General features: G+C 43.1%; 26 protein-coding genes, 1 pseudogene and 1 other annotated feature. Of the genes and pseudogenes, 9 read left to right on the forward strand and 18 right to left on the reverse strand.

All coding sequences use genetic code 11. From position 1 onward, the window contains the following. Positions 1 to 14: 14 nt before the first annotated feature. From DFO73_RS08315 to DFO73_RS08325, 3 genes are all read right to left on the reverse strand, one after another. The gene (locus tag DFO73_RS08315) at positions 15 to 683 is read right to left on the reverse strand and encodes a 3-oxoacid CoA-transferase subunit B (RefSeq protein WP_110064314.1); all 669 of its coding nucleotides are present in this window, start codon (positions 681 to 683) and stop codon (positions 15 to 17) included. Positions 684 to 711: 28 nt separating this feature from the next. Further along, entirely contained in the window at positions 712 to 1,401 is a 690-nt protein-coding gene (locus DFO73_RS08320; protein ID WP_110064315.1) for a CoA transferase subunit A, read from the reverse strand. A 251-nt stretch (positions 1,402 to 1,652) separates the two neighbouring features. Then, the gene (locus DFO73_RS08325; protein WP_110064316.1) at positions 1,653 to 2,840 is read right to left on the reverse strand and encodes an acetyl-CoA C-acetyltransferase; all 1,188 of its coding nucleotides are present in this window, start codon (positions 2,838 to 2,840) and stop codon (positions 1,653 to 1,655) included. A 205-nt stretch (positions 2,841 to 3,045) separates the two neighbouring features. Here DFO73_RS08325 and DFO73_RS08330 point away from each other — a divergent pair, with 205 nt between their 5' ends. From DFO73_RS08330 to DFO73_RS08335, 3 genes are all read left to right on the forward strand, one after another. Then, positions 3,046 to 3,954 carry a hydroxymethylglutaryl-CoA lyase gene (locus tag DFO73_RS08330; RefSeq protein ID WP_110064317.1) on the forward strand — a complete coding sequence of 303 codons (909 nt, stop codon included), beginning with the start codon at positions 3,046 to 3,048 and terminating at the stop codon, positions 3,952 to 3,954. 202 nt (positions 3,955 to 4,156) lie between these two features. Next, positions 4,157 to 4,288, forward strand: a complete 132-nt coding sequence (locus DFO73_RS29215) for a hypothetical protein (RefSeq protein WP_258309328.1) — start codon at positions 4,157 to 4,159, stop codon at positions 4,286 to 4,288. A gap of 159 nt (positions 4,289 to 4,447) precedes the next feature. Further along, a complete protein-coding gene (locus tag DFO73_RS08335; RefSeq protein WP_110064318.1) occupies positions 4,448 to 5,377 on the forward strand; it encodes an alpha/beta hydrolase in 930 nt (309 codons plus the stop codon). Positions 5,378 to 5,508: 131 nt separating this feature from the next. Here DFO73_RS08335 and DFO73_RS08340 read toward each other — a convergent pair whose 3' ends face one another. The 4 genes and pseudogenes from DFO73_RS08340 to DFO73_RS08355 form a co-directional block, all read right to left on the reverse strand. Beyond that, on the reverse strand, positions 5,509 to 6,051 hold the full coding sequence (locus DFO73_RS08340; protein ID WP_110064319.1) for a hypothetical protein: 543 nt from the start codon (positions 6,049 to 6,051) through the stop codon (positions 5,509 to 5,511). A 355-nt stretch (positions 6,052 to 6,406) separates the two neighbouring features. Then, the gene (locus tag DFO73_RS08345; RefSeq protein WP_110064320.1) at positions 6,407 to 7,189 is read right to left on the reverse strand and encodes an HAD family hydrolase; all 783 of its coding nucleotides are present in this window, start codon (positions 7,187 to 7,189) and stop codon (positions 6,407 to 6,409) included. Positions 7,190 to 7,356: 167 nt separating this feature from the next. After that, a pseudogene (locus DFO73_RS08350) lies at positions 7,357 to 7,657 on the reverse strand (aldehyde dehydrogenase family protein); the annotation flags it as partial. 57 nt (positions 7,658 to 7,714) lie between these two features. Next, positions 7,715 to 8,041, reverse strand: coding sequence for an iron-sulfur cluster biosynthesis family protein (locus DFO73_RS08355; protein WP_110064321.1), 327 nt, complete (start codon positions 8,039 to 8,041; stop codon positions 7,715 to 7,717). A 145-nt stretch (positions 8,042 to 8,186) separates the two neighbouring features. Between DFO73_RS08355 and DFO73_RS08360 the strand changes: the two genes are divergently transcribed. After that, positions 8,187 to 8,405, forward strand: a complete 219-nt coding sequence (locus DFO73_RS08360; protein ID WP_110064322.1) for a CDGSH iron-sulfur domain-containing protein — start codon at positions 8,187 to 8,189, stop codon at positions 8,403 to 8,405. A 20-nt stretch (positions 8,406 to 8,425) separates the two neighbouring features. Here DFO73_RS08360 and DFO73_RS28535 read toward each other — a convergent pair whose 3' ends face one another. From DFO73_RS28535 to DFO73_RS08370, 3 genes are all read right to left on the reverse strand, one after another. Further along, positions 8,426 to 8,584: a hypothetical protein gene (locus tag DFO73_RS28535; protein WP_181395955.1), complete on the reverse strand. Its 159-nt coding sequence runs from the start codon at positions 8,582 to 8,584 to the stop codon at positions 8,426 to 8,428. Positions 8,585 to 8,688: 104 nt separating this feature from the next. Then, entirely contained in the window at positions 8,689 to 9,024 is a 336-nt protein-coding gene (locus tag DFO73_RS08365) for a YolD-like family protein (protein WP_110064323.1), read from the reverse strand. Between the two features lie 17 nt (positions 9,025 to 9,041). Next, positions 9,042 to 10,301 carry a Y-family DNA polymerase gene (locus DFO73_RS08370; protein WP_110064324.1) on the reverse strand — a complete coding sequence of 420 codons (1,260 nt, stop codon included), beginning with the start codon at positions 10,299 to 10,301 and terminating at the stop codon, positions 9,042 to 9,044. Positions 10,302 to 10,591: 290 nt separating this feature from the next. Here DFO73_RS08370 and DFO73_RS08375 point away from each other — a divergent pair, with 290 nt between their 5' ends. Further along, positions 10,592 to 10,798, forward strand: a complete 207-nt coding sequence (locus tag DFO73_RS08375) for a YqzH family protein (protein WP_110064325.1) — start codon at positions 10,592 to 10,594, stop codon at positions 10,796 to 10,798. A gap of 62 nt (positions 10,799 to 10,860) precedes the next feature. Here the strand turns inward: DFO73_RS08375 and DFO73_RS08380 are convergent, their stop codons facing one another. Then, on the reverse strand, positions 10,861 to 11,655 hold the full coding sequence (locus DFO73_RS08380) for an SDR family NAD(P)-dependent oxidoreductase (protein WP_110064326.1): 795 nt from the start codon (positions 11,653 to 11,655) through the stop codon (positions 10,861 to 10,863). A gap of 1 nt (position 11,656) precedes the next feature. After that, positions 11,657 to 12,631, reverse strand: a complete 975-nt coding sequence (locus DFO73_RS08385) for an MBL fold metallo-hydrolase (RefSeq protein ID WP_110064327.1) — start codon at positions 12,629 to 12,631, stop codon at positions 11,657 to 11,659. A gap of 805 nt (positions 12,632 to 13,436) precedes the next feature. Between DFO73_RS08385 and proC the strand changes: the two genes are divergently transcribed. The 3 genes from proC to namA all read left to right on the forward strand — a co-directional run bounded on the left by proC (position 13,437) and on the right by namA (position 16,622). After that, positions 13,437 to 14,267, forward strand: a complete 831-nt coding sequence (gene proC, locus DFO73_RS08390; RefSeq protein WP_110064328.1) for a pyrroline-5-carboxylate reductase — start codon at positions 13,437 to 13,439, stop codon at positions 14,265 to 14,267. A gap of 86 nt (positions 14,268 to 14,353) precedes the next feature. Beyond that, positions 14,354 to 15,493 carry a glycosyltransferase gene (locus tag DFO73_RS08395; protein ID WP_110064329.1) on the forward strand — a complete coding sequence of 380 codons (1,140 nt, stop codon included), beginning with the start codon at positions 14,354 to 14,356 and terminating at the stop codon, positions 15,491 to 15,493. A gap of 109 nt (positions 15,494 to 15,602) precedes the next feature. Next, the gene (gene namA, locus DFO73_RS08400; RefSeq protein WP_110064330.1) at positions 15,603 to 16,622 is read left to right on the forward strand and encodes an NADPH dehydrogenase NamA; all 1,020 of its coding nucleotides are present in this window, start codon (positions 15,603 to 15,605) and stop codon (positions 16,620 to 16,622) included. 277 nt (positions 16,623 to 16,899) lie between these two features. Here the strand turns inward: namA and DFO73_RS08410 are convergent, their stop codons facing one another. The 3 genes from DFO73_RS08410 to rnz form a co-directional block, all read right to left on the reverse strand. Beyond that, entirely contained in the window at positions 16,900 to 18,237 is a 1,338-nt protein-coding gene (locus DFO73_RS08410) for a sodium-dependent transporter (protein ID WP_110064332.1), read from the reverse strand. Positions 18,238 to 18,342: 105 nt separating this feature from the next. Then, positions 18,343 to 18,558: a binding site (T-box leader), on the reverse strand. 88 nt (positions 18,559 to 18,646) lie between these two features. After that, positions 18,647 to 19,192, reverse strand: a complete 546-nt coding sequence (locus DFO73_RS08415; RefSeq protein WP_110064333.1) for a histidine phosphatase family protein — start codon at positions 19,190 to 19,192, stop codon at positions 18,647 to 18,649. Further along, on the reverse strand, positions 19,193 to 20,131 hold the full coding sequence (gene rnz / locus DFO73_RS08420) for a ribonuclease Z (protein WP_110064334.1): 939 nt from the start codon (positions 20,129 to 20,131) through the stop codon (positions 19,193 to 19,195). Between the two features lie 464 nt (positions 20,132 to 20,595). On the opposite strand from rnz, the gene zwf reads away from it, so the two are divergent. Then, positions 20,596 to 22,065 carry a glucose-6-phosphate dehydrogenase gene (gene zwf, locus DFO73_RS08425; RefSeq protein WP_219993425.1) on the forward strand — a complete coding sequence of 490 codons (1,470 nt, stop codon included), beginning with the start codon at positions 20,596 to 20,598 and terminating at the stop codon, positions 22,063 to 22,065. Positions 22,066 to 22,310: 245 nt separating this feature from the next. On the opposite strand, the gene gndA is transcribed toward zwf, so the two are convergent. The 3 genes from gndA to DFO73_RS08440 form a co-directional block, all read right to left on the reverse strand. Next, entirely contained in the window at positions 22,311 to 23,720 is a 1,410-nt protein-coding gene (gene gndA, locus DFO73_RS08430) for an NADP-dependent phosphogluconate dehydrogenase (RefSeq protein ID WP_110064336.1), read from the reverse strand. Positions 23,721 to 23,904: 184 nt separating this feature from the next. Then, on the reverse strand, positions 23,905 to 25,206 hold the full coding sequence (locus tag DFO73_RS08435; protein WP_110064337.1) for a DNA polymerase IV: 1,302 nt from the start codon (positions 25,204 to 25,206) through the stop codon (positions 23,905 to 23,907). Between the two features lie 125 nt (positions 25,207 to 25,331). Beyond that, positions 25,332 to 25,808: a chemotaxis protein CheW gene (locus DFO73_RS08440; RefSeq protein WP_110064338.1), complete on the reverse strand. Its 477-nt coding sequence runs from the start codon at positions 25,806 to 25,808 to the stop codon at positions 25,332 to 25,334. Positions 25,809 to 26,030 lie beyond the last annotated feature (222 nt).

Raw genomic sequence — 26,030 nt, forward strand, 5'->3', positions numbered from 1 at the left:
TTTTCTTAAACTCATTAATAGGCATCTGTAACAACATTTCCGTCAACTTGCAACTCAGGCTCTGTTGAATTAATAATGTCCTCGACAGTGAAGCCTTTTGCGACTTCAACAAGCTTTAAACCTGAATCGGTTACATCGATGACTGCCCGCTCAGTTATAATGCGGTCAACCACAGCTTTTCCTGTTAAAGGAAGGCTGCACTCTTTGAGTATTTTCGAATCGCCATTTTTATTTGTGTGATCCATAATGACGATAATTTTATTCGCTCCATGGACAAGATCCATCGCTCCACCCATTCCCTTGATCATCTTTCCGGGAATCATCCAGTTTGCGAGATCTCCTTTCTCAGAGACTTCCATTCCCCCAAGAATGGCAATATTCACATGGCCTCCTCTAATCATGGCAAACGATTCAGCACTGTCAAAATAAGCAGCCCCGGGGATTGCAGTAACTGTTTCTTTCCCCGCATTAATTAAATCAGGATCTACTTCCTCTTCCGCAGGGTATGGCCCGATGCCCAGCAATCCATTTTCCGATTGCAGAACCACTTCCTTATTATCTGAAATATGGTTCGCCACCAATGTTGGCATGCCGATTCCCAAATTTACGTAAAAGCCGTTCTCTATTTCCTTCTCAGCCCGTCTGGCAATTTTCTCGCGGACTGCTGCTTTATCATTACTCATGACATCCTCTCCTTCCGTCACTGCTTTTTTATTTCTTTACTGTCAATCTCTCAATACGTTTTTCCTGTTTGCTCTCTATAAGAGATTGAACGTATATGCTTGGCGTATGAATGTAATTGGGATCCAGCTCACCAATTTCGCAAAGCGTCTCCACCTCCGCAATAGTGACTTTTCCGGCCGCTGCAATCATCGGGTTAAAGTTCCGGGCTGTTTTGTGATAGACGAGATTTCCCATCTTATCTCCCTTCCATGCTCTAACCAGGCTGAAGTCTGCCTTAAGTGCTTCCTCAAGAAGATATTCTTTTCCGTTAAATACCTTAGTTTCTTTTCCTTCAGCAATCGGTGTTCCCACTCCTGCCGGCGTATAGAAAGCTGGGATGCCGGCACCGCCTGCACGGATTTTTTCTGCAAGTGTCCCCTGTGGCAGAAGCTCAACTTCAATTTCGCCTGATAGAACCTGCCTTTCAAACTCTTTATTTTCGCCAACATAGGAGCCGACCATTTTCCTGATTTGCTTATTTTTCAAAAGCAATCCAAGTCCCCAATCATCAACCCCGCAGTTATTCGAAATGACTGTAAGATCTTTTACCCCTTTATCCACTAAAGCCAAAATAAGGTTCTCCGGAATTCCGCATAGGCCGAAACCGCCAACCATAAGGACAGCTCCATCATGAATATCCTGAACCGCTTCCCTGAAGGAAGCACAAATTTTCTTCATTTCAATCGCTCCTTTCATTGAAAAACGTATTTTTTATCCCACACCATTTATTTGCAAGACACTGTTAACTTCGGTGTAGATTTCCCTGCAGGCGCTCAGCGACCCGCAGGCGGCCTCACGCTCCTCAGCGCATTCGCGCCTCCGGGGTCTCCCTTTGACACACTCTCCCGCTGGAGTCTTGCGCCTTCCGCTCCAATCAACACCTTGCTTAATCAACAATTAGCATTAACAAAGCTATTTGCAAAAAGCGACTATTCAAGCTCGACTACGGTGGCAACACCCTGCCCCCCGCCAATACAAAGAGTAGCAAGGCCTTTCTTTGCCTGCCTTTTCTGCATCTCATGTATTAGGGTTACAAGGATTCTCGCTCCGCTGGCACCAATCGGATGGCCTAGCGCAATTGCCCCGCCGTTTACATTTAAAATTTCCTTGTTAAAACGAAGCTCCCTATCAACTGCAAGCGATTGGGCTGCGAATGCTTCATTGGCTTCAATAAGCTCCAATTCGTCCATGGAAACAGCCGCTTTTTCAAGCGCTTTTTTTACAGCGGCAACAGGGCCGATGCCCATGATGCTAGGATCTACACCTGCACTGGCATTCCCTTTAATTGTAACTAAAGGCTTCAGCCCCAGCTCTTCCGCTTTCTTTTTGCTCATGACAAGCAATACAGCTGCACCGTCATTAATGCCTGAAGCGTTGCCGGCTGTGACGCTGCCGTCTTTTTTAAATGCCGGGCGAAGACCACCAAGCTTTTCAGAAGTCGTTCCTTTCTTCGGATACTCATCCGTGTCAAACACGATCGGATCTCCTTTTCGCTGAGGAATTTCCACTGGAACGATTTCATCCTTAAATTTGCCTTCTTCAATTGCCCTAGCTGCCTTTTCCTGGCTCCCGGCAGCAAACTCGTCCTGCTCTTCCCGGGTTAAATCATATCTGGTACAAAGGTTTTCGGCGGTTACCCCCATATGGTAATCGTTAAAAGCACACCAAAGCCCATCCGAAATCATGGAATCAACAAGCTTTTGATCCCCCATTTTAAAGCCATTTCTTGCATTTTTCAGTATGTAAGGCGCCTGGCTCATATTTTCCATTCCGCCGGCGATAACGGCTTCTGCGTCTCCTGCCATAATCGCCTGTGCTGCTAAATGAACCGCTTTCAATCCTGAACCGCAAACTTTATTGATTGTCATCGCGGAAACGCTTTCAGGAAGGCCCGCTTTAAGAGCTGCCTGCCTTGCAGGATTCTGGCCAAGCCCTGCCTGAAGAACATTTCCCAAGATTACTTCATCTATTTGCTCCGGTTTTACACCTGCTTTTTCAAGAGCTCCTTTAATGGCTATTGCTCCTAGATCGGGAGCCGATACATCTTTAAGGCTTCCATTAAAACTTCCGATTGCTGTCCGGACAGCGCTGACTATCACTGCTTCTGTTTGTGGCATTTCTCTCATCCTTTCAAAAAAACATCTCTCTGCTTATATTCGCGCAAAGTCTCAAAATTCCTTTTATTTTGTCAAAATTTCTATTATTCTTGCATTCGAAAAAGCTTTCCTACTACAATTATGTTGAATGCAATATGTATAATTCTCCACAGCCAGGAAAGCGCTTACGATACACGATTAAAAATATGTGACGGGAGAGGAAAACATGACGCTTGGATTGCCTAAAAAAGTAACAATAATCGAGGTTGGCCCCCGGGATGGGCTTCAGAATGAAAAATCCTTTGTTCCGACAGAAGTAAAGAAAGAGTTCATTAAAAGTTTGAAAAATGCCGGTTTAACGGAAATGGAGCTGACTTCCTTTGTTTCTCCGAAATGGGTTCCGCAAATGGGCGATGCGCCTGAGATTGTGGCAGATTGCCTGGATGGGAATACAAGGGACATCGTATTGGCACCTAACCGCAAGGGCATTGATAGAGTGCTTATGACGGATTGCAAGGCAGTTGCTGTATTCGTCGGTGTAAGCAATACGTTCAATAAGAAAAACATCAATAAAACCACCCAGGAAAGCATGGCAGAACTAAAACCAATTATTGGTGAATTAAAGGAAAAAGGTTATTTTGTCCGTGCCTGCATCTCCACAGCTTTTTATTGCCCTTATGAAGGAGAGGTTAAACCTGATGACGCAGTCGAGCTGTGCCGCCAATTTGTGGAGGCTGGAGCTGACGAGCTAAGCGTGGCAGATACGATAGGAATGGCTGCTCCCCATGAATCTTACGAGCTTTTTTCCCGTTTAAAAACAGAGTTTCCAAATACACTGTTGACTGCACACTTCCATGACACAAGAAAAATGGCGCTAACAAACATTTTTGCTGCTTTACAGGCAGGCGTTGAAAGATTTGATACATCAGCAGGCGGACTTGGCGGATGCCCATTTGCACCAGGTGCTGCCGGCAATGCAGCCACAGAGGATGTTGTTTATATGCTTGAACGGATGGGAATCGAAACGAACGTTAATCTGGAAAAACTAGTGCAGGCTGTCAAGATCGTTCAGCCGCATCTCTCAAGGCCGATTGAAAGCACCTATTACCGCTTGAATGCGGAAACTGTTAAATAGCCAAAAGCAGCATTCCCTTTGCCTGACGCAAACACTAGCAGCAATATACAAATTCCAAATCTGCCAATCATGAATAAGCCTTTCCTTCTTAAAGCATCTTATTAGGTGAAGACTCCAAGCACAGCTCCTTACTTGTGGGTAGCCGCATTCAGCTAAAAACACGACACTGGAGCAAGCCTATTTTAGAAGGGGGATAAGAAAGATGAGCCAAAAACGCGATAAAGGATATAGCCAGAAGGGAAAGCCCAATTCGGATACAGTAAGCCAGACGATCGCTGCTGAGGAATTGGAAAAAGCGATTCATCCTACCAAAAGGCAAAACTCCCAGCAATAAGCCGCAAAAGCGGCTTTTTTTTCTTGCTGTCAGCAGGAAAAATTTTGGGGGAGGCAGTTCGAGTCCCCCTCAAGACTTTTTCGATTTGTCCATGCTCGCTTCTATGTTTTAATTTCCGACGGAATGGTAAAATAAAGAAAAACAGGTGGAGGGATGGGGTTGAGAAAGTTTTTTCGTTACTTATTTTCAATTATTCTCTTTCTTTCATCACTCGGCGTCTATTTTACAAATAGGCTTATGTATATGAAAAAGAAGGAAGATGAATTTATTTTGGAAAGGGAGAAGGGGGCGGGCAGGCTTGATCTTATTAAGTATGAAAGCCTTCCAAAACGAGAAGTGCTGGTTCCCTCCCCTTTTGGATATAACTTAAAGGCTGTGGCTGTTGAACCGCATGAGATTAATCGTTATATCATTATCTCCCATGGGGTAACCGAGAATAAAATGAACTCAATTAAATATATGAACCTCTTCCTGGAACGGGGATTTAACGCTGTTATTTATGATCATCGGCGCCATGGGGAATCTGGCGGAAAAACGACAAGCTACGGGCATTATGAAAAATTTGATTTAAAAGCAATCGTTGATTGGCTCAAAGCTGAAAAAGGGCCTGGCATTCAGGTTGGCATTCATGGCGAAAGCATGGGAGCTGCCACCATGCTTCTCTATGCCGGAATACTAGAAGATGGTGCTGACTTTTATATTGCCGACTGCCCGTTTTCCGATTTTAAAGAGCAGCTTGCTTATCGGCTGAAAGCGGAAATGAAGCTGCCGCCGAAGCTCTTTTTGCCTGTTGCCGATTTATTCCTGCGAATGCGCGAGAAATATTCCATAGCAGACGTCTCCCCTATTTCTGTGATTGAAAACATAAAAAAGCCTATCCTGTTTATTCACAGCGAGAAGGATGATTTCATTTTGCCAACCATGTCCGAAGCATTGTATGAGAAGAAAAAGGGCCCTAAAAAGCTTTACCTAGCTGTTAACGGTATCCATGCCCAATCGTTCAATGAAAACAAAGAAGACTATAAGAAGGTAATTGATGAGTTTTTGGAAGAGTACGTTTATAAAAATAAAGAACTTTTTACGCAATAGAAAAAAGCTGGCTCACATTTAGGGCCAGCTTTCTTTATTGCTTGAAATTACCTTTTTGGGCAGGCTTTTGGCTTTGCTCCCGCTTTACACTCTCACCATTTTTTAAGAAAGGTGCTCATGCCTGGACACCCCTAATTTTGCTTCTGTTTCAGAATCTCCTTGCCGTCTGCCGATAAACCTCTTGCTGTATGGAATTCTCCCCTTTTAAAATAATATCGTCCGCTCTCTTTTTCGATGATTGCTGCTTCTTCAAATTTCTCTTCCTGGCCGGCTACTTCTACTTTTTGGATATCCTGATTATGAATCTCCCCAAAAATGATCGGGATCCTGCTTTCCAATTTTCCTTCCTTATCATAATCATAGAAATCGTCTGTATAAACAGTCATGTGTTCATTTTCATAATGCTCCCAGTGGTTGTGCCCTTCATTTTTCCAGCCGTTTTTATCGCTGCCCTTCAAATACGCAGCCGCCATAGCATCGAATTCACCCTGCCCATTTTTCTGATGTGTTGTATATAGGAGAATGATTCCGTCTTTTACTTTCTCTTTATGTAAAATTTCTTTCACATTAAAAGGGATATCCTCATCAATTGCCTGACCCATTGTCTTTGTACTGCACGCTGACAATAGCAGAATGGACGCAGCCAGCAAAAGCAGTATATTTTTCTTTTTCATGACTTCTCCTCTCCATTTTAAAGTGTCTTGCAATTTAATGTAAAATGTTATTGAAACATTCGTTTTTTTGATGTTCTCATGAGTCTGTAGCCTATTCTTTAGCGGTTAAAACATTTTTCCAATTATTTATTTTTGGCTCTGTTAAACTTGGCTGTTGATTTCCGTTCCAGGCGCACGCTTTCCGCGGGCAGTCCGACGCTCCTCAAGCGTTAAGCCTGCGAGGTCTCCCTTTGACTCGCTTCTCCCGCTGGAGTCTCACGCCTTCCGCAACAGGGTGCCAATATCAAAACAGAAATTTAACAAAGCCTATTTTTTACACAAAATCACCTATGAATATAGGAAATCCTAAATTCACCTATAACTTCTCTAAAATGCCATAAAGCTCTTCCAAATGCTGAATCTCATATGTAGGAATAACTTCATTTGGCTTTTTATTATGACGGTTAAGCCAAACAGATTTTATACCTGCGCGATTTGCCCCAAGAATGTCTGTCATTAAATTATCCCCGACCATAACAACTTCATCTCTCTCAATAGACATTAGTGTCAAAGCATGCTCAAAAATAGCAGGATCAGGCTTTCCTCTTCCAAAATCGCCTGAAATGACGATTTGGTCAAAATAAGGGATAAGCTCTTTTGTAATGGTTAGTTTTGTTTTTTGCAGGTCTGGTGAACCATTTGTTAAAAGCAGAAGCTGATAATCCTTTTTTAACTCATCCAGCGTTTTAAACGTTTCTTCATAAACAAACGGTGCCTTTTTCCGTTCCTGCGGGAAACGTTCCGCTAATTCATATCCAAAGTCTGGGTCATCCACTCCCATGGTTTTTAGACCTGCTGTCCAGGCATCTTTTCGATAGGAGGGGACGATTTCTTTCATTTTTTTAAAATCATCCTGTTCATCTAAAAAATTCCCCCACAATCCTTCAAATGGGTTGATCCCAATCATTTTCGTAAAAGGGTAAATTTCATAGGAAGAGTATAAATTTCTTGCTGCTTCCCGAACAGCCTCTTCTAATTGATCCGAGTTAATGCCATACCGTTCTTCCGCTAATTTACAGGTGGCTCCAAAGGCTTCTTTTATACTTTTTTGATCCCATAGCAATGTATCATCTAAATCAAAGAAAATGGCTTTTATCATTCTGATTCTCCCTTTAATAGAATATTATTTTATAATAGTTTATCATTTTTTTAATTTTTAAAATACATTTTCCGCTTTTGTTTGATGTTCTTCTATTAATTTGTAATGAAGAAAGCACAATAAACACATGGATCATTTTCAGATCCATACGTAATTTTTATTGTCTATCATTTAGTCAATGCCCCTTTCATTCCATAGTACTCGCCTTCCCTGCCATGTCCACTTTCCTTATAGCCTCCAAAAGGAACCTGCACGGCTAAAGGGAGGGCATCATTTAAACCAATGATGCCCTATTCCAGTTCTTCAGTGATTTTAAAAGATCTGCTTAAATTTTCAGTGTAAACATAGGCAGCTAAACCATAGTTAGAATTTGTTCGCCCGCTCAATAACTTCCTAATCGGATTTAAAGATTGAAATAGGAGCTAAAGGTCCAAAAATTTCGTCCTTCATGCAGGTCAATTCATCAGTAAATCATAGGACCTCCAAAAAAATAAGGCAGCCATCCCCGGCCGCCTTTTATAAAATCTATTTTGTTTTATCAAAAAAACTCATTCTTGGATTCAAATACTGATTCGGACTTTTTAACTGAAAGCAGTTTGCTTTCTCTGAAAAATCTATTTTTAAATCCTCGTCCAGGAATACTTCCTTTGATTTTTCCACATATATGCTTCCGGCATTCGTTTTGATTTCCCGGTCATCATCATCCAGTTCATGCACAAGCCAGAGAGCTGTCACACCGCTCACAACACATCCGCAGCCATCTATATCATATTTCAGCTTTACATAGCCATCTTTTCCGGCGACCCGCTCGGATAATTTTTCCGCCGCCGTTTCGGTTACTGTAATTTCCATGGTTTAAAACTACCTCCCCTTTGCATATGCTGTATTTTAACACAGTTAAATTCAACATGCTTTAGAAAGGGATAGTTGCTTTTTTCGCTAATTCCTTTTACCATCAAAGTGAATATGTGTCAATTTTGTGAAAGGGTGGTTGTGTATGTCAAAGGTGCAGATTAAAGTAATGGATAATGGCCCGCTGCGTGTAACAGGCGATGTGGAATTAATTGATGTGGACGGCAACAAATTTGAAACAAAGCAGGTATTCTCTCTTTGCCGATGCGGAAAATCATCAAAGCTTCCATTCTGCGACGGAACCCATAAGGGAAGTTTTGAATCCTGTGTCCGTGCCGAGAAGGTTTTGGACGATAAAGAGTAATCGCTGGAAAACGGGGACAGTTATCCCCGTTTTTTTTCGTTTTTAACTTTTGCCGGCGTTACCCGCTCTTCCTGTACAATGCCCTGCAGCATTTCCCGATCCATTCCCGTACTGTCATCTCCAGCGCCCGGTGCGATATTGGCCATTGGCAGCTGCTCCAGTTCTTTTCCTCTTGGCATGTGAAACACCTCCTTGCTGTTAAGGTGCTTCTGCTGCCTAAAAACTACCCCTTTTAATCACACCCATTATTTTCCGCAGCTTTCGGCTAGACAGTCCGCTACATCTACTCATCCGTAAACCGGGCATCGGCTATTGCATTAATTGGAATGCGGTGAATTTCCTCAAAGCGGTCCACTATATGCAGCTTTTGGCCAAATTCATCCCAGTAATGAATGTTTCCAATAACAAGTTCATAATTTCTGCCCCGATAATGAGTGAGTGTAACGGATTTTTGAAATTCCATCGCCTCTGAAAGAATTTCGTTCATAAACTCAAGCTTTTGCTCATCCAATTCCCGCTTTTGCTCGTACGTATCTTCCTTTGCCCAATCTCTTAATAGCTTTACATGTTCCGGCAGCATCATGGAAGTCCATTTTATTCTGCCCCGATCGCGAATCATAAGCTGTCCCCCTTTGTTTACATTTTATGACCGCCAACCAATGTCGCGCGGTGCTTGGCCGTACCTGCACTTGTATAAGATACGGCTCTTAAAAGGGCTCCTCCTCCAAACTTGGAGCGAATCCGGTCCACCGTGTAGCCGAGCTCCCGTTTTTTCCAGCCATCCAAATCAAACAGACTCAGCTGCATTTCGCAGTCATCCGTAATATTGCCGAGGGAGATAGAGATTTGCCGCACTGTTTTGCCTTCATAATTCTCATGAAAAAGCTCCAGGCAGACCCGGTAAAGATCCATCGTGATATTCGTTGGCTGATCAATCGTTCTTGAGCGGTAAAAGCCACCTCCGAATTCATCCTGGCTGTACCCGAGGCCAAAACTGACTGTCCTTCCGGCTTTGCGGTGGGTGCGGGCTCTTCTTGCCACTTCCTCGCACATTTCGAGGACAACTTGCTTAATTTCCTCCTCCTCCTTGTAATCCCTTAATAAAATTTGGCTTTTCCCAAAGCTGATCTGCCCTTCCATAATCGGTGCCCCCATTTCTGAAAGGTCAATTCCCCATGCATGGTGATAAAGCTGGTTGCCCATAATCCCAAACTTCTTTTCAAGCTTTTCCAGGTCATAGCGGGCAAGCTGGCCCACTGTAAAGATTCCCATCCCGTTCAGCGTTTTTTCAACGCGCCTCCCTATTCCCCACATTTCCCTTAAAGGAGATACGTTCCACAATTTTGTCTTTACATCTTCATACGTCCACTCAGCGACTCCCTTCTTTTTCGCTTCAAGATCAAGGCAGAGTTTGGACATGAGCATATTCGGCCCTATCCCGATGGCACACGGAAGCTGAAACTCCCGTTCAATATCATCTTTTATTTTCCAGGCAATCGTCTTGGCATCCCCCCAGAGATGGAGTGCCCCGTCTACTTTTATAAAGCTTTCATCGACACTGTACGTATGGATAGCTTCCTTGGGGACATAGCGGTTAAACACCCGGGTGATTTCGGTGGAAATCCTTAAATAAGTGGACATTTTCGGCTCCTCAACCCTAATGCGGGGGTCATTGGGAACCTCAAACAGACGGGATCCAGTCTTTATCCCAAATTCCTTTTTCATCCTCGGAGAGGCAGCCAGAACGACACTGCCCTTCCGCTCCACGTTTCCGGCAATCACAAGGTAGCAATCAAGAGGGTCCAGGCCAAGCATGACAGCAGAACAGCTTGCGTAAAAGCTCTTCATATCAACACACAAAATTTTATTTTCCGGCATTGCGCTGTAATCAACCATGACTTCCGACATCCTCCTTAGAAAAGCGTAAGGCGCCCGCTTATCGGCTTATGACCTCGAGCCGATGGCGCCTGAAGCTAGACATCATCCAACTTTAGAAAGCTGCTCTTAAAAGCATCTTGCCCTGCAGGATAACAAAGAACATTTGTTCTGTATATGTATACCCATTATATTAAGCGAATATGCGTTCGGTTTCAATGGAAATTTTACGGGCTTTTTCTTAAATCAGGTTCTTTTGCCAGGTGCCAATATTCCCAGGAAACTGTATAATCAGCATGAGGTGCAATAAAATGAACAAGAAACTAATCTTTAAAATGGTGCAAAACTGTTTAAAACAATACAATGAGGACAGTCATTCCATCTTGTTTGAAAGCAGAGAGTTTGAAGAAATTTTTAATAAAATCATTGAGGCAAAAAATAAAGAAGCTGACAGCGATCTGCATGAAATCGTAAATGATGCAGTGTACGGATATATCACAGATTCGCCATATTTTTAAGCGGACAGCGGGAGGAGTGCAAAAGATAAGCCGCCAGGCAATGCTGGCGGCCTTTTAGTATTTTATTTCTGATTAAAAGCGCGTTTTCCGATTCTTTCAAATAACCTCGGAAACAGAGTATAAACAATGCTTCCCGCATTCATCCACCGCGGGAGATTAATTTCCCTGGCAGGCGTCAGCATGGCATCAGCCACTTTAAGCGCCACATACTCCGGTTTGAGCATATACCGCTGAACATTTTTAACATACGTGCCCTTTTCATCAGCAATATTAAAAAAGTCTGTTTCAATAGGACCGGGATTTACGGCTGTTACAAATACATTGCTGTCAGCCAGCTCCATCCGGAGGCTGTTCGTATAGCCAAGAACTGCATGCTTGGTTGCAGAATAAACACTGGATTTCGGCGTAGCAATCTTGCCGGCCTGTGAAGCGATATTGATAATATGGCCGCTCTTCTGCTGCCTCATAGCCGGCAGCACCATGCTAGTGCAAGCCATCAATCCGAGTACGTTAACGTCAAACATGCCCTTTATTTCTTCGATTTTCGCTTCATGTGCCTCTCGAAAAATTCCGTATCCGGCATTATTAACAAGAATATCCACACGGCCGATTCGGGCAAGAATCTCTGAAAACACAGCAGAGACCTCATCAGTGTTGGAGACATCAAGTTTATGTACATGAATGTCCACCGAAAAGCGGCTCTGCAAATGGGCCTTCAGCGCATTCAATTTTTCAAGATTACGGGCAAGAAGGACAAGATTTGCCCCTCTCTCGGCGCAAAGAGCAGCCATTTGGGCTCCAATTCCGCCCGATGCACCCGTAATAATAATATTTTTATTTTTTAATCGATCTGACAAATTAAACCACCTCTTTTGATGCGGAATACAAGAAAGCTTTCTCCTCTTTATCTATATAAATCTCCCCTATTGAATACAAATAGTCAAGCTGGGCGACTGTTTCCGATATCGTCAGGGAAAGCTCTTTCTCATACACTTTAGGAAATAAGCGGCGGCAAGCTTCAAAAACAGTGAGTGATTCGGATTCAAGCCATTCTTTCACTTTCATGGCACGGTCGTGCTGGCGCCCAAGCCTTACTTCAATTAGTTCATTTACATTTGTGATATCTTCCCCGTGTCCAGAATAGAAAAGGCTGATCGGCAGATCCTGCACTTTTTTTAAAGACTCATTGTATTGCAGCTGAGGCTTTGGCCGCTCCGTTTTTCCAGGCAGCGGCGGCTCTAATATAGGATTAGGAGAGATATGGGCAAGTAAATGGTCTCCGCCTATAAATACACCGTCTTTTTCCCTTAGCAAGCCCATATGGCTTTGGGCATGGCCCGGTGTCTCAATAACGGTCCATTCATCCAGCCCGGCAGGTTTATCACCCTCCTGAAGCTCCCCCGTTAATGAGCGATTGCAGGAAAAACGAAGGGTCTTTCTCATCAAACCAATAAAGGATAGATACTTTTCCGGAACCCCGAATTCAGTAAAAAGATTATAATAAAATTCATCATGGGCTTTTAAAAAGGCTTCCGTCCGGGACAGCCATCTTTGATTTACTGGATGCCCATATATCTCCATATTCTGAGGGAAGAAGTCCAGCAATCCTGCGTGATCGGGATGATGATGAGTAAGGACAACCTGTTCGAAATCGCCGGGAATTAAATGCAATTCCTTTAATTGCTCTTTTAATGCGTCCCATGCTTCATCCGTTTTCGGACCCGCGTCCACGAGAGTCAGCTTTTCTCCTTTCACAGCATATACATTAACGTCTCCGACAGCAAAAGGTGTCGGGATAATGAGTTTTGCAATTCCATCTTTCCATTCTGCCATTTTTCCAGCCCCCTAAAAACGCTATATTTAAATAAGATAAAGTTCCTTTTCATATATTTCCGCTGGTAATCAAGGTAATACAAACTAAGTGTTCAAACCAGTTGCTTCACCCTTTTAAGATAAGGCAGTCAACCAGAACACAAATGGCTGAAACTCAATAACATAATTTAGAAATTATCATATATAAAAATAAGTGTACCGCTATTTTTGGTAATTGTCATTATTTTCACATAATTTTTCTTGAACTTTAATAAAATTTTTTAAAATACCGCTTGACAAACAGGCTTATCTTCTTGCATAATCACAATTAAAATTTGATTTTACAGACCAAAGCTGCACTCAACAGCAGCAGAAAAAATAGCTATGATTAAGATTAGTAAATGGGAAACGGCGAAAGAGAGTGAAGCTCAGCGGCTGAAAGGCTTCACCGTCCACTTGACCATTGAACCTGCCTTATGAGCTGTTAGGAAAACCTAAACGCATTCCCGGCGTTATCGGGGTGGAGATGCCTTTTCAATAGAATCCAAATGGCTGTGTTTATAAGAAGTTCAGCTGCTTTTGATACAGGAAAGGCAATGAAGGTGGTACCGCGGAAGCAAAGTCTTTTCGTCCTTTACTGGATGAAAAGACTTTTTTATTTTTAGGCTCTGTTAAACTTGCCTGTTGATTTCCGCAACAGGGTGCCAAATATCAACAATGAGCTTTAACATAGCCTATTTTTATGATAGTTAGGATCGGCCCTCGCAGCGTCAAATTCAGTTTGGTCAGCAGGCTTAGGAAACATTCATTTAAAGGAGGAATAGCAATGAAAAAGTTGGCTGTTGTTGGAGCAGGATCCATGGCAGAAGCATTAATATCAGGAATCATAGAAAGCCGGCTCATCACTGGGGACAACATATGGGTTACTAATAAAGGCAATGAGGAAAAACTGCAATTCATGCAGAAAACGTATGGCGTACAGGCAACCTATAATCTTGAAGAAATTTTCAAAGGGGCTGAAGCCGTAATTTTAGCCATAAAGCCAAAAGATGCAGCTGATGCCATCACCCTCATTAAGCCTTATTTAAAAACGGATGTGCTGATCATTTCCGTGTTGGCAGGAGTATCTATTGAAAGCATTGAGCTTTTGGCAGAAAGAAAGCTTCCAGTGGTCAGAGCCATGCCAAACACATCCGCAGCAGTCGGCAAATCGGCCAGTGCCTTATCAGTCAATGAAAGAGTGACAACAAAACAAATGGAGCTAGTGAAGGAAATTTTTGAAACGGTCGGAATGGCTGCATTTGTAGAGGAAAAACAGTTGGACGCGGTAACAGGCTTGTCAGGAAGCGGCCCAGCGTATATTTACTATCTTGCAGAAGCAATGGAAAAAAGCGCCGAAGAAATCGGGCTCGAAAAGGAAATGGCCAAAGAATTCATCATTCAAACGTTGATTGGGGCAGCCGAGATGCTGGCAAAATCGGCTAAAGAGCCTCAGCAGCTAAGAAAAGAAGTAACAAGCCCTGGCGGCACAACAGAAGCTGGTGTAAAAGTGCTTGAAGAGAATGGTGTCCAGAAAGCCTTTATTGAATGCATCAAGCAAGCAACAGCCCAATCCAAACGGCTTGGCCACAGCTTCAGCAGCACTGTGAAAACTTAACTGATACAGCACTTTCTAAAAATTAACGGAAAAGCTCCCCTTTGCTTGGAGCAAACTAAGAGAAAATCATTGAGGAAGTGCATTCTATGTTCGCTTTATTATTAAGCCTAAGCCTGCTTGTATGGCTGGCTGTTTTCATTGATGCCTCTTTGGGATTTAAGCGGCTCGATCGCCTTGAGGATTCCGAAAGCATCAGTGAAGGGCCCCGCTTATCCGTGATTGTAGCGGCCCGGAACGAAGAAGCCCAGCTGGAAGAAAGCTTAAAAAGCCAGCTGAAACAAGGCTACAAAAACATGGAATGGATATTAGTAAATGACCGCTCAACTGACAATACGGGAAAGACCATGGATCGTATCCAGGAGTCTGATCCAAGGATAAGAACCATCCATATTAAGTCTCTCCCGGATGGGTGGCTAGGGAAAAATCACGCTCTTTATAAGGGGTACCGGGAAGCATCGGGAGAGTTGATTCTGTTCACTGACGCTGATGTTTTATTTAAAAAAGATGCCATTGGCAAGGCCATATATTATTTTAAGGAGCACGGTCTCGATCATTTGACTGCAGCCCCCAATTTAAACGGAAAAAGCTTCTGGCTTAAAGCGTTCATCGCCTTTTTCCTTTTTGGCTTTTCCTATTATAAACGCCCATGGCTGGCAAATAATCCACATTCTAAAACCGGCATGGGAATCGGGGCGTTCAACCTGATCTCCAAACAGGCATATGAGGCGCTCGGCACACATGAAGTGATAAAAATGCGCCCGGATGATGATTTAATGCTGGGAATGAAAATGAAGCAAATAGGCTTCAGGCAAAAAATTGTAACGGCGATGGATCTGATCGAGGTTGAATGGTATAGAAGCTTAAAGGAAGCCTTTAAGGGATTGGAAAAGAACACTTTCGCGGGCCTCCATTACCGAATCAGCATGGTCTTGTTTGCAATTGCCGGTACGTTTATTTCACAGGTACTGCCCTTCTTCACCATTTTTTCACCTGACAAGATCATTTCCGTCTTAAGCCTGGCGAATGTCTTTCTGCTGGCTGTCGTTTACACGATAATTACTAAAAGGATGTCCGATTTCTCTCCTCTCCTGTTTCTTGTATTCCCACTTACAGCGCTCCTTTTTATTTATTCCATTATACGTGCCAGCATTTTAACACTTGTGCGGGGCGGAATTGTTTGGAGGGGAACTTTATACAAGTTAAGTGAACTGCGGCGCAAGCACTAAGGATAGGAAGCTGCAAAGGAGAATACATTCGAAAGTGCTTGTTCTTTTTCATTTGATATCTCGCCTGCTATACTTAATATTTAGGATAGCGAAACAAGGAGGCTTATATATGGAAACAAAGCTTTTTTCCCCTTTTACAATTAAAGACGTAACCTTTAAAAACAGAATCGTAATGGCGCCAATGTGCATGTACTCATGCCATAACGAAGACGGGCTGGTCCAAAACTGGCACCGGACACACTATACGAGCCGGGCAGTCGGCCAGGTAGGCTTGATTATTCTCGAAGCGACTGCTGTTACTCCACAGGGCCGGATTTCCCCGCAGGATTTGGGAATATGGAGCGATGACCATATCGCCGGATTAAAAGAATTGACTAATTTAATGAAAGAACATGGTGCGGCTACAGGAATCCAGCTTGCACATGCCGGCAGAAAAGCTACAGTTGAAGGTGAAATTCTCGCCCCTTCTGCCATCGCTTTTAATGAAAAAATGAAAAAACCAAAAGAAATGACAAAAGAAGAAATCTCTGAAACTGTCGATGCATTCAGGCAAGGTGCTGATCGAGCGAAAAAAGCAGGTTTTGAAGTCATAGAGATTCATGCTGCACACGGCTATTTAATCAACCAGTTTCTATCACCGCTTAGCAATAAACGCACAGATGAGTACGGCGGATCTGCAGAGAACCGCTACCGAATTCTGCGTGAAGTCCTTGAAGCGGTTAAAACAGTATGGGAGGGCCCGCTATTTGTAAGAGTTTCAGCCAATGACTATCAAGAAGAAGGGCTAACGGCAAAAGATTATGCTGAAATGGGCAAATGGATGAAAGAACAGGGCGTAGACCTTATAGATGTTAGCTCGGGTGCAGTTGTCCCGGCAAGAATTCATACCTATCCAGGCTACCAGGTTAAGTATTCCGAAACTATTAAAGAAGGCGCCGATATCCAGACTGGCGCTGTCGGCTTAATTACTTCCGGCTTGCAGGCTGAAGAAATACTGCAAAACGATCGAGCCGACCTAATTTTCATTGCCCGGGAATTGCTGCGCGATCCTTACTGGCCACGAACTGCTGCCAAAGAACTAGGCGTTTCTATTGAGCCGCCCAAGCAATACGAACATGGATGGCTGTAAAAGCTCCTGAAAGGTAGAAAAAGGGATGGTATGGTACCATCCCTTTTTCTATTGGCTCTGTTAAAGTGTATTGTTGATATGGCACCCGAGCTTCTCGAAAATGCATACACATTTCCTTCGTCCGGTGTTATATTTCAAGGATGCTTATTCAATGTTCAGCGGGAGAAGCGAGTCAAAGGGATCCTGCAGGCGCAATTTGCCAAGGAGCGTCGGACCGCCCGCGGAAACCGAGTGCCTGAAACGGAAATCAACAGGCAAGTTTAACTGAGCCTTTCTATTAAAATAACTGCAATGAATCAAGAAAAACAATAATAATGACCAAAGGCACCACATAGCGAAGAAGAAAGTGCCACACGGAAAAAATGCCGTTCAGCGATTTTGAACCTTGGATCAATTCATTTCTTAGCAGATCCTTTTTCATTTTATATGAAACGAAAATGGAAATAAGCAAAGCTCCGACCGGCATAAGGATGTTGCTTACGAGAAAATCCGCACTGTCGAAAATATTTTTTCCAAATATCAATATATTTGATAGCGTGCTAAAGGAGAGCGCTGATGGGATTCCAACAATAAAGATAGCCAATCCTGTCAGCCAAGCTGCACGAGTTCTGCCGCTCCCCTTCTTATTCGTTAAGGCTGCAACAACAATTTCCAGCATAGAAAAAGCGGAAGTTAGGGTTGCAAATAAAAATAATGCTAGGAATAATAGCAAAAACACTTTTCCAAATAGAATCTGATCAAAAACAGATGGCAGGACAATAAACAGCAATCCAGGTCCTGCAGCAGGTTCAAACCCCAGCGAAAAGACAGCCGGGAAAATTGCGAGGCCAGCAAGAATGGAAATAAACAGGTTCATGCCGACAACGGAAAAAGCAGGCTGCAGCAGGCTTTCTTTCTTGGACAGATATGAGCTGTACGTCACCATAACTGAAACCCCGACACTTAGGGAGAAAAAGGATTGTCCCATTGCATAAAGAACGGTTTCGGAAGTTAAATTTGAAAAATCAGGCTTCAAAAAGAAAGATACGCCATCCATTGCATTTTCAAGTGTTAATGAACGGGTAATCAAAACAATAAAAAGCAGGAAAAGGGCCGGCATGAGAATTTTACTGACCTGCTCAATCCCTTTTTGAATCCCTTTAGCCACAACTAAAATGGTTATTAATAAAAAGATTCCTTGTGCTGCTACAACTGATGAAGAGTCTGATACTGAACTGCCAAACAGCGCTTCATAGTCGCCCGCTGCATCCATAGAGCCCGTGACGCCGTACGCAAGGTACTTAAGGATCCAGCCGCCTATTACACTATAAAAAGATAATAGAAGAAAACATGTGAATACACCAAGATAACCGATCCAATGCCATTTCGATCCTGGGGCAATGTCCTTGTATGCAGAAATTGCTTCTTTCCCTGTACTTCGCCCAATGACAAATTCACCAAGCAAAAGAGGGAAACCAATTAACAGAGAAAATAAAAGAAATAATAACATAAATGCCCCGCCACCGCTTGTTCCTGCCACATACGGAAGTTTCCAGATTGCCCCAAGCCCGATAGCCGAACCAGCTGATGCTAAAATAAAACCAATTTTCGATGACCATTGTTCATTTTGCTGCATGCTTGTACCTCCAATATTTTTACTAAAATCAAATAGAAACCGGCCGGATTTCCATTGTTAATGACAAAGTTATTTTTCCGAAAAAACAAAAAAGCCACATTCTTCAAAAGGGACGCGAATTCAATTCACGCGGTACCACCCTTTTTGAAAGCATGTGACTTTCCACTCGAAATATAACGGATTAACCGTCTTTTCCACTGAAGTGCGGAAAAGAAAAGCTCCAAGGTGAAATTCATCTTATCTTTGTGCCAGTTTCCACCATACACTAGCTCTCTATATACAGGGAGATAAGACTTAATAGGTTCTTTTCATAGCTTTTTAAATATAATGTTTTAAGTATAAGTGTGATTATAGTACGCTAACATCGAACCGTCAATGCCAAATTTGAAAAATTCAATTTTTCCAGTCATTACTCTCCGTTCCAAATCCTTTTCCAAGCAGCACCTTTGTGGGTTGCTTGGATTTCAAAAACATCCGGATTGCTCATTTTCATAAGATGGTCAAAACCCACTTTCTCATCGAAATAGCGCAGCAATAGAGTTGACAAATTTCCATGGCTGACCAGCACTATATGGTTTTCTTCAGAAGCGATCAAATCCTTCATAAGGGAAGCAGCCCGCTCCATACCGGATAAATGGGATTCTCCCCCTTCAAAAACAATCTCAAAATCTGAAAAGCTTTCCTTTAGCTTATCCTGCCAATCCTCATAATTAACAGAACTGAGGACTCTTTCCCCCAAACGCTTATCCTCAACAATGTCCAAGTTTCTTGATTCCGCCAACGGCTTAATCGTTTCAAGTGCACGCACAAAAGGACTTGAATAAATTCGGTTAATTTCTTTATCTTTAAAAAAGGCAATAAGCCTCTGTGCCTGCTCCCTTCCTTTGTCTGTCAGTTTAGCGGAGAAAGGCTGACCTTCAGCTTTTGCATGGCGGACAATATAGAAGGTTTTCATTTAATCTTCATCTCCCCTAACTAGCGGTATATGGATCTCTTTAAAGTCTTCAGCTATGTCAGTGTTTGGAAAAATGGTTTGTGATTCCTTAACGAGCTTTTCCCAGTCTGAGCGTTCATATCTTGAACTAATATGATTCAGGCAAAGCCTTTGGGCATTCGCTTTTTGAGCAACCTGGGCTGCCTGAATGGTTGTCGAGTGGAAATAATCATAAGCAAGCTTTTCTTCCCCTTGTGAGAAAGTGGCTTCATGAATAAGCAAGTCAGCGTCCGCAGCCAATTCAACCGCCGCATCACAAATCCTTGTATCGCCAAGCACGGTGATAATCCTCCCTTTTTGGGCGGGCCCAAGGAAATCTCGTGCATCTAAGATTCGGCCATCCTCAAGCTCAATATTTTCGCCATTTTTAATCCTTTTATAAAGCGGGCCTGGTTTTACACCTGCATCAGTAAGCTTATCGGCCAGCAAAGTACCTGGGCGGTCCTTTTCAGTAATCCGGTATCCATATGAAGGGATCCCATGCTGCAGCAAGCGTGCCTCGACTTTGAAATCAGGGTCTTCAAATATTACCCCATCTGCAATTTCTACAACTTTCAAAGGATATTTAAGGTATGTACCGCTTACAGAAAGCGAGACTTCCACATACTCCTTTAGCCCTTTTGGCCCGTAAAGGGTTACCTCTGTATCCCCGCCCTGGAAAGAACGGCTGGATAATAAACCGGGTAATCCGTATATATGGTCTCCGTGAAGGTGGGTAATAAAAATCTTTTCAATCCTTCGCGGTTTGATGCTTGTATGTAAAATTTGATGCTGGGTAGCTTCGCCGCAGTCAAAAAGCCAGATACCTCCTCTTTCTTCAAGAAGTTTTAAAGCCATGGACGAGACGTTGCGGAGCTTGGCAGGAATTCCTGCTCCCGTCCCCAAGAAAAAAACATCCATTATAAAAAGCCCCCTTTCGAGCAGAATAGCAAAGATCTCCACCTATCGGCAAAAGGATTGAGCAGGCGGAACTCTCGGCTAGACAATTGCCATAAACAAAAAAATTATTTTTTTAAAACTTCCGGCATGATGCGTATATCGTACACTGCTTCAGTCTGAATACTATCACTATACCATAGAGGCAATGCAATTCTCTTTAAAAATCAACTCGTTTTTGTGCTATTTCATTGGATAGTTATACTCCTTTAGACGGAAACTATTTGTAGAGTGCATACATAATGTTTGCGAAAACAGCTTGAAACAGATAAAATTTTATATTTGTACAGGCGTTTTTTAGCAGTGCAACATACCAGCATATCTTAAACTGCGGGTGGACGCTTGGAAGTCCAGCCTTACATACAGAATTTTTGTCGAAAAGAGGTTCTAGAATCGTGAAACTAAACGAAAAACCGACCGCATTAATTATGATATTTGGAGCAACCGGAGATTTGGCGAAAAGAAAATTATTTCCGTCACTTTACCGTTTGTACAAGAAAGGCAAGCTATCTGAACACTTTGCTGTAATTGGGATTGCCAGAAGGCCGCTTTCAAATGATGAATTTCAGGCAAATGTAAAAACCTCTGTCGAATCAGCTATTAAAGACAGCGGAGAGCTTGAAGATTTTATTTCCCATTTTTACTACCATTCACATGATGTGGCAGATTCAAGCTCATACTTGGCTTTAAAGAATATGGCCAAAAAACTGGATACACACTATTCTCTTGAAGGAAATCGAATTTTTTACCTGGCAATGGCACCTGAATTCTTCGGGACCATCGCGGAACACTTAAAAGCTGACGGCCTGACCGACGTTGACGGCTTTAAACGCCTTGTGATCGAAAAACCATTTGGCCATGATTTGGAATCAGCGAAACAGCTTAACAGGCAAATCAGAAAATCCTTCTCTGAAAATGAAATCTACCGGATTGACCATTATTTAGGCAAAGAAATGGTGCAGAACATTGAAGTCATCCGTTTTGCCAATGCCATTTTTGAACCTCTGTGGAATAACCGCTATATTTCAAATATCCAGGTCACTTCCAGCGAGGTGCTCGGTGTAGAAGAACGCGGACGTTATTATGAAAAAAGCGGTGCCCTTCGCGATATGGTCCAAAACCATATGCTGCAAATGGTTGCACTGCTTGCAATGGAACCGCCAATCCGCCTCACTACCGATGAAATCAGATCTGAGAAAGTAAAGGTTTTAAGAGCGATGCGCCCATTGGAAGGCGAACAGGTAAAGGAATATTTTGTCCGCGGACAATACGGCAAAGGATCAATGAGTGGTAAAGAAGTCCAAGCTTATCGTGAAGAGCCGATGGTGGATGAACAATCCAATACCGAGACCTATGTGGCCGGCAAGCTGATGATTGATAATTTCCGCTGGGCCGGTGTCCCAATTTACATTCGTACAGGAAAAAGAATGGCAGCTAAATCAACGAAAATCGTCATCCAGTTTAAAGACATTCCAATGAACTTGTACTATCAGACCGACCAAACGCTGAATCCGAACCTGCTTGTTATCCATATTCAGCCTGAAGAAGGCATTACCCTTTATTTAAATGCCCAAAAATCAGGGCAAAACATGGAGGCTACACCGGTTAAATTAAACTTTGCCAACAAGGGCATAGATGGAATGAACACGCCGGAAGCCTACGAACGTCTTTTATATGACTGCATGCGCGGAGACGCCACAAACTTTACGCATTGGGATGAAGTCGCCCTTTCATGGAGCTTCGTTGACAAAATTTCGGACGTATGGGAAAGCACAAAAGAAGACGGTTTCCCGAACTACGAATCTGGCACAATGGGCCCAAAAGAAGCAGACCAGCTGCTTGAAAAAGACGGGTTCTTCTGGTGGCCTGTTACCGACCTTGATGTGGAAGAATGTTAATGACTGAAAACCCCTGTTCCCGCAGGGGTTTTTGTTTTTGCAGTATTTTGCTAGTGACCTGAATTCATTAGGAAGACTTTATACTGTGCTTCCCTTGTGAAATAGGCGGCATTGAGTCTCTATGAGCACCTTTTCCCGAGCTTCTCTCTGAAGAGGGCGGCATGAACTCTCCATTACACTGCCTCTCTAAGAGCTTCTCATACAAAAAGAAAAACAGCGCCCCGGGGGGCGCTGCTCTTCTTTAATTATTCCATCCAATTTGTATGGAAGGTTCCTTCTTTGTCTACACGCTGATATGTGTGTGCACCGAAGTAGTCACGCTGCGCCTGAAGTAGGTTTGCAGGCAATGTTTCTGTGCGGTAGCTGTCATAGTAGGACAGCGCTGCAGAGAAGCATGGGACAGGGATGCCGTTCTTTACGGCAATACTGATGATTTCGCGGGTTGCATCCTGGTAGCTCTCAACAATTTCCTTAAAATAAGGATCAAGAAGAAGGTTCTTAAGACCAGGTTCGCGGTCATATGCTTCCTTGATTTTTTGAAGGAATTGAGCGCGGATAATGCAGCCACCACGGAAAATCATCGCGATGTCGCCGTATTTCAAATCCCATCCGTATTCTTCGGATGCCGCTCTCATTTGCGCGAATCCTTGTGCATAGGAGCAGATTTTACTCATATAAAGGGCTTTGCGGACACTTTCAATAAATGCTTTTTTATCGCCTGTAAATTGTGCTGAAGCAGGGCCGCGAAGAACCTTGCTTGCATTGACGCGCTCATCTTTCATTGCGGAAATGAAGCGTGCAAATACAGACTCTGTAATGATTGGAAGCGGAACGCCAAGGTCAAGCGCACTTTGGCTTGTCCATTTGCCAGTGCCTTTTTGGCCGGCTGTGTCAAGAATGACATCCACAAGCGGCTTGCCTGTTTCATCATCTTTTTTCGTGAATATGTCAGCTGTAATTTCGATTAGGTAGCTGTCAAGCTCTCCTTTATTCCAATCGGCAAATACTTCATGAAGCTCATCTGCACTTAATCCCAGCACATGCTTTAATAAGAAATAGGATTCAGAGATAAGCTGCATATCACCGTATTCGATTCCATTATGGACCATTTTCACATAATGGCCGGCCCCATCCGGACCGATATAAGTTGTACAGGCTTCTCCATCTACTTTTGCTGCGATGTCTTTAAAAATTGGTGCAACCAGCTCATATGCTTCTTTTTGTCCGCCAGGCATGATAGAAGGGCCCTTCAAGGCGCCTTCTTCTCCCCCAGATACACCCGTACCGATGAAATGGATGCCAAGCTCGCTTAACTCCTTGTTGCGGCGCTGTGTATCCACAAAGAACGTATTTCCTCCGTCGATAAGGATATCACCTTTATCCAAAAGCGGCTTTAGCTGTTCAATCGTTGCATCTGTTGGACCTCCCGCTTTTACCATGAGCATGATTTTGCGAGGTTTTTCCAAAGAGTTAACAAACTCTTCAATTGTATATGTACCTTTAAAATTTCTGCCTTCTACCTCTTTAAGCATTTCATTCGTTTTTTCACGTGAACGGTTATATACAGATACAGTGTATCCTCTGCTTTCAATATTCATGGCAAGGTTCTTGCCCATGACCGCTAAACCGATAACACCAAACTGTGATTTCGTCATATTCGATAACTTCCCTTCTAACCTTTATACTGCATAAAATAAGTGTTCAAAAAGGAGAACAAAAAGACCGCTATTTTCACCGGAATTCTGAGCCTCTCCAAAAAAGAATCCACTATACTTTAGCAAGATTCCTGCCCTTATTCAACTTTCCTGTCTTAGTTTTGCATATTATCGCAAGAAAAAATCATGATTTATCATCTTTTTCTTCTTCGGTTTTCCTCATTGGAAGGCGATTATGCAAAAAATCTTTATTAAAGCTTGTGTCCGTGCCAATTTTCGGCTCCTTGACGCTCATTTCTGATAGAGTGCCTGCATGGTCAATGATCTTGGAGCCGTATTTTTTTCGTAAAAGGTCCATTGTTTGAAAAAGCGGTTCCTTTTTGGCATCTTTTTCGTAGCTGAACAGATCCAGCTGTTTGACAGCCTGCTGGGGCTCGACAAGGTCGGTCCCTGTTATGCCGAGCAGCCTGACTGCATTTCCGTTCCAATGCTTGATAAATAGTTCTGTTGCGATTTTAAAAATCTCATCATCCTGCTGAATGGGATTTTTAAGCTTCCGGCTTCTTGTAATCGTTTTACGGTCCTTGTACCTGATTGTAATGCCAAGCGAGGCCGCCAAAACCTTCTTCCTTTTCAATCTGGAAGAAACCTGTCCGGCCAATTTTTCAAAAACCTGCTGGAGCTCTCTCTGGTTTGAAACGTCCCTTGGCAGAGTGGTCGAGTTTCCTACGCTTTTAAATTCGGCAGCTGAATCCGGATCGACCTTCCTGCTATCGTTGCCATTCGCTTTTTGCTTTAAGCGAGGCCCATTGATTCCCAGAGCGGCTTTTAACTGTACTTCATCCGCTTTTGCTAAATCGCCAATTGTGGTGATCTGGAGAATACGAAGCTTTTCACCCGTTTTCTTGCCAACCCCATGCATTTCTTCCACTTCCATCGGCCAAAGAATATGGGGAACATCTCTTTTTCGGAGAACCGTAACCCCCATAGGCTTTTTCATATCAGACGCCATCTTGGCTAAAAATTTATTAGGTGCAATGCCAATGCTGCAGGGCAAATCAAGCTGCTGGAAAATTTGTTTTTGAATGGTTTCGGCGATTTCCAGAGGGCTCCCAAACTCATAGCTGTCTGTTATATCCACATAGCCCTCATCAATCGATACCGGCTCTACAAGGACTGAATATTCACGTAAAATATCAAACATCCCCATTGAAGCGGCACGATATCTCTCAAAGTTTGGTTTCCTAATGATCAGCTGGGGGCAGAGCTTTTTGGCTTCCCACAATGGCATCGTTGTCTTAACGCCAAAGCTTCTTGCCTCATAGCTGCAAGTGACAATAATCCCCCGCCGCTCCTCCGGGTTACCCGCGATCGCTAAAGGCTTGCCCTTTAATGATGGATCATAAGCCATTTCAACCGAGGCATAAAAACTATTCATATCAACATGGAGGATAACTCTCCCGTTTTTAGGATACATATGTTTCATGCCCGCACTTCCCTGTCCCTTAATCATATTCTATTTTAACAGAAAAACAGCGTTTCTATCACGTACCGGCTTTTGCATAAAAAGTAAAAACAGAGAACCTGTGATTCCCTGTTTTCATTTCAAAATTATGCTGTTGTCTGCTGAGCTTTCATATAATCCTTTATCTCCCGAACTCCTTCAAGAGATTCAACTAATTTAAATGGGTCAATCAGCGTAATCAGACGTGCATCCATATTGGCCACACCAGTAAAGTAATTGGTATTCTGATAGGCGATCAAGCCGGGCTGTTTCAGGTTACCTGAAGGAATATCGAGAATCTCCTTCGCTTCATTAACAAGAACGGCGAATGAAAGCTCTTCAGTTTGCAGTATGATCATTCTGGACATTTCAGTTTCCTGAAGTGTTCGGCTGTAAAGAATGCTTTCAAAGTCAACAGCAGGAATTAGCTCTCCTCTTACTTTAGCAATTCCTTTCATATAATGCGGCAAATGCGGCATCGGTGTGATTCCTTCCACTTTTTCGATTGATATAACAAAAGGAATCGGAATGGCGTATTCCTCTGTTCCTACCCGGAATACGACAACTTTATTAATCGCAGTCATTCCTAAGCCTCCTCAGGCAACACTTATGTATATAACTAATATATCATAGCCATAATTTTCTAACTAGTCCAAAGGGACCATATCTGCAGATTATTTAATGCTCTGTTAAACTTGCCTGTTGGGTTCCGCTCAAGAAGCTCTGCGAACGCGGGCAAGCCCTACACTCCCTCGTCGCATTCGCGCCTGTGGGGTCTCCCTTTGACTCGCTTCTCCGGCTGACTT

The sequence above is a fragment of the Cytobacillus oceanisediminis genome (genome assembly GCF_003182355.1).
GTDB classification, from domain to species: domain Bacteria; phylum Bacillota; class Bacilli; order Bacillales; family Cytobacillaceae; genus Cytobacillus; species Cytobacillus oceanisediminis_A.

Coding starts and splice junctions, on each gene's coding strand:
- DFO73_RS08365 (WP_110064323.1), bottom strand. CDS start 9,024: ATGATTCGCGATCGGGGCAGAATAAAATGGACTTCCATGATGCTGCCG.
- DFO73_RS29215 (WP_258309328.1), top strand. CDS start 4,157: ATGAGCCAAAAACGCGATAAAGGATATAGCCAGAAGGGAAAGCCCAAT.
- DFO73_RS28535 (WP_181395955.1), bottom strand. CDS start 8,584: ATGCCAAGAGGAAAAGAACTGGAGCAGCTGCCAATGGCCAATATCGCA.
- rnz (WP_110064334.1), bottom strand. CDS start 20,131: ATGGATGTTTTTTTCTTGGGGACGGGAGCAGGAATTCCTGCCAAGCTC.
- DFO73_RS08415 (WP_110064333.1), bottom strand. CDS start 19,192: ATGAAAACCTTCTATATTGTCCGCCATGCAAAAGCTGAAGGTCAGCCT.
- namA (WP_110064330.1), top strand. CDS start 15,603: ATGGAAACAAAGCTTTTTTCCCCTTTTACAATTAAAGACGTAACCTTT.
- DFO73_RS08325 (WP_110064316.1), bottom strand. CDS start 2,840: ATGCCACAAACAGAAGCAGTGATAGTCAGCGCTGTCCGGACAGCAATC.
- DFO73_RS08330 (WP_110064317.1), top strand. CDS start 3,046: ATGACGCTTGGATTGCCTAAAAAAGTAACAATAATCGAGGTTGGCCCC.
- zwf (WP_219993425.1), top strand. CDS start 20,596: ATGATATTTGGAGCAACCGGAGATTTGGCGAAAAGAAAATTATTTCCG.
- gndA (WP_110064336.1), bottom strand. CDS start 23,720: ATGACGAAATCACAGTTTGGTGTTATCGGTTTAGCGGTCATGGGCAAG.
- DFO73_RS08320 (WP_110064315.1), bottom strand. CDS start 1,401: ATGAAGAAAATTTGTGCTTCCTTCAGGGAAGCGGTTCAGGATATTCAT.
- DFO73_RS08315 (WP_110064314.1), bottom strand. CDS start 683: ATGAGTAATGATAAAGCAGCAGTCCGCGAGAAAATTGCCAGACGGGCT.
- DFO73_RS08360 (WP_110064322.1), top strand. CDS start 8,187: ATGTCAAAGGTGCAGATTAAAGTAATGGATAATGGCCCGCTGCGTGTA.
- DFO73_RS08435 (WP_110064337.1), bottom strand. CDS start 25,206: ATGAAACATATGTATCCTAAAAACGGGAGAGTTATCCTCCATGTTGAT.
- DFO73_RS08395 (WP_110064329.1), top strand. CDS start 14,354: ATGTTCGCTTTATTATTAAGCCTAAGCCTGCTTGTATGGCTGGCTGTT.
- proC (WP_110064328.1), top strand. CDS start 13,437: ATGAAAAAGTTGGCTGTTGTTGGAGCAGGATCCATGGCAGAAGCATTA.
- DFO73_RS08375 (WP_110064325.1), top strand. CDS start 10,592: ATGAACAAGAAACTAATCTTTAAAATGGTGCAAAACTGTTTAAAACAA.
- DFO73_RS08355 (WP_110064321.1), bottom strand. CDS start 8,041: ATGGAAATTACAGTAACCGAAACGGCGGCGGAAAAATTATCCGAGCGG.
- DFO73_RS08345 (WP_110064320.1), bottom strand. CDS start 7,189: ATGATAAAAGCCATTTTCTTTGATTTAGATGATACATTGCTATGGGAT.
- DFO73_RS08385 (WP_110064327.1), bottom strand. CDS start 12,631: ATGGCAGAATGGAAAGATGGAATTGCAAAACTCATTATCCCGACACCT.
- DFO73_RS08340 (WP_110064319.1), bottom strand. CDS start 6,051: ATGAAAAAGAAAAATATACTGCTTTTGCTGGCTGCGTCCATTCTGCTA.
- DFO73_RS08370 (WP_110064324.1), bottom strand. CDS start 10,301: ATGGTTGATTACAGCGCAATGCCGGAAAATAAAATTTTGTGTGTTGAT.
- DFO73_RS08440 (WP_110064338.1), bottom strand. CDS start 25,808: ATGACTGCGATTAATAAAGTTGTCGTATTCCGGGTAGGAACAGAGGAA.
- DFO73_RS08410 (WP_110064332.1), bottom strand. CDS start 18,237: ATGCAGCAAAATGAACAATGGTCATCGAAAATTGGTTTTATTTTAGCA.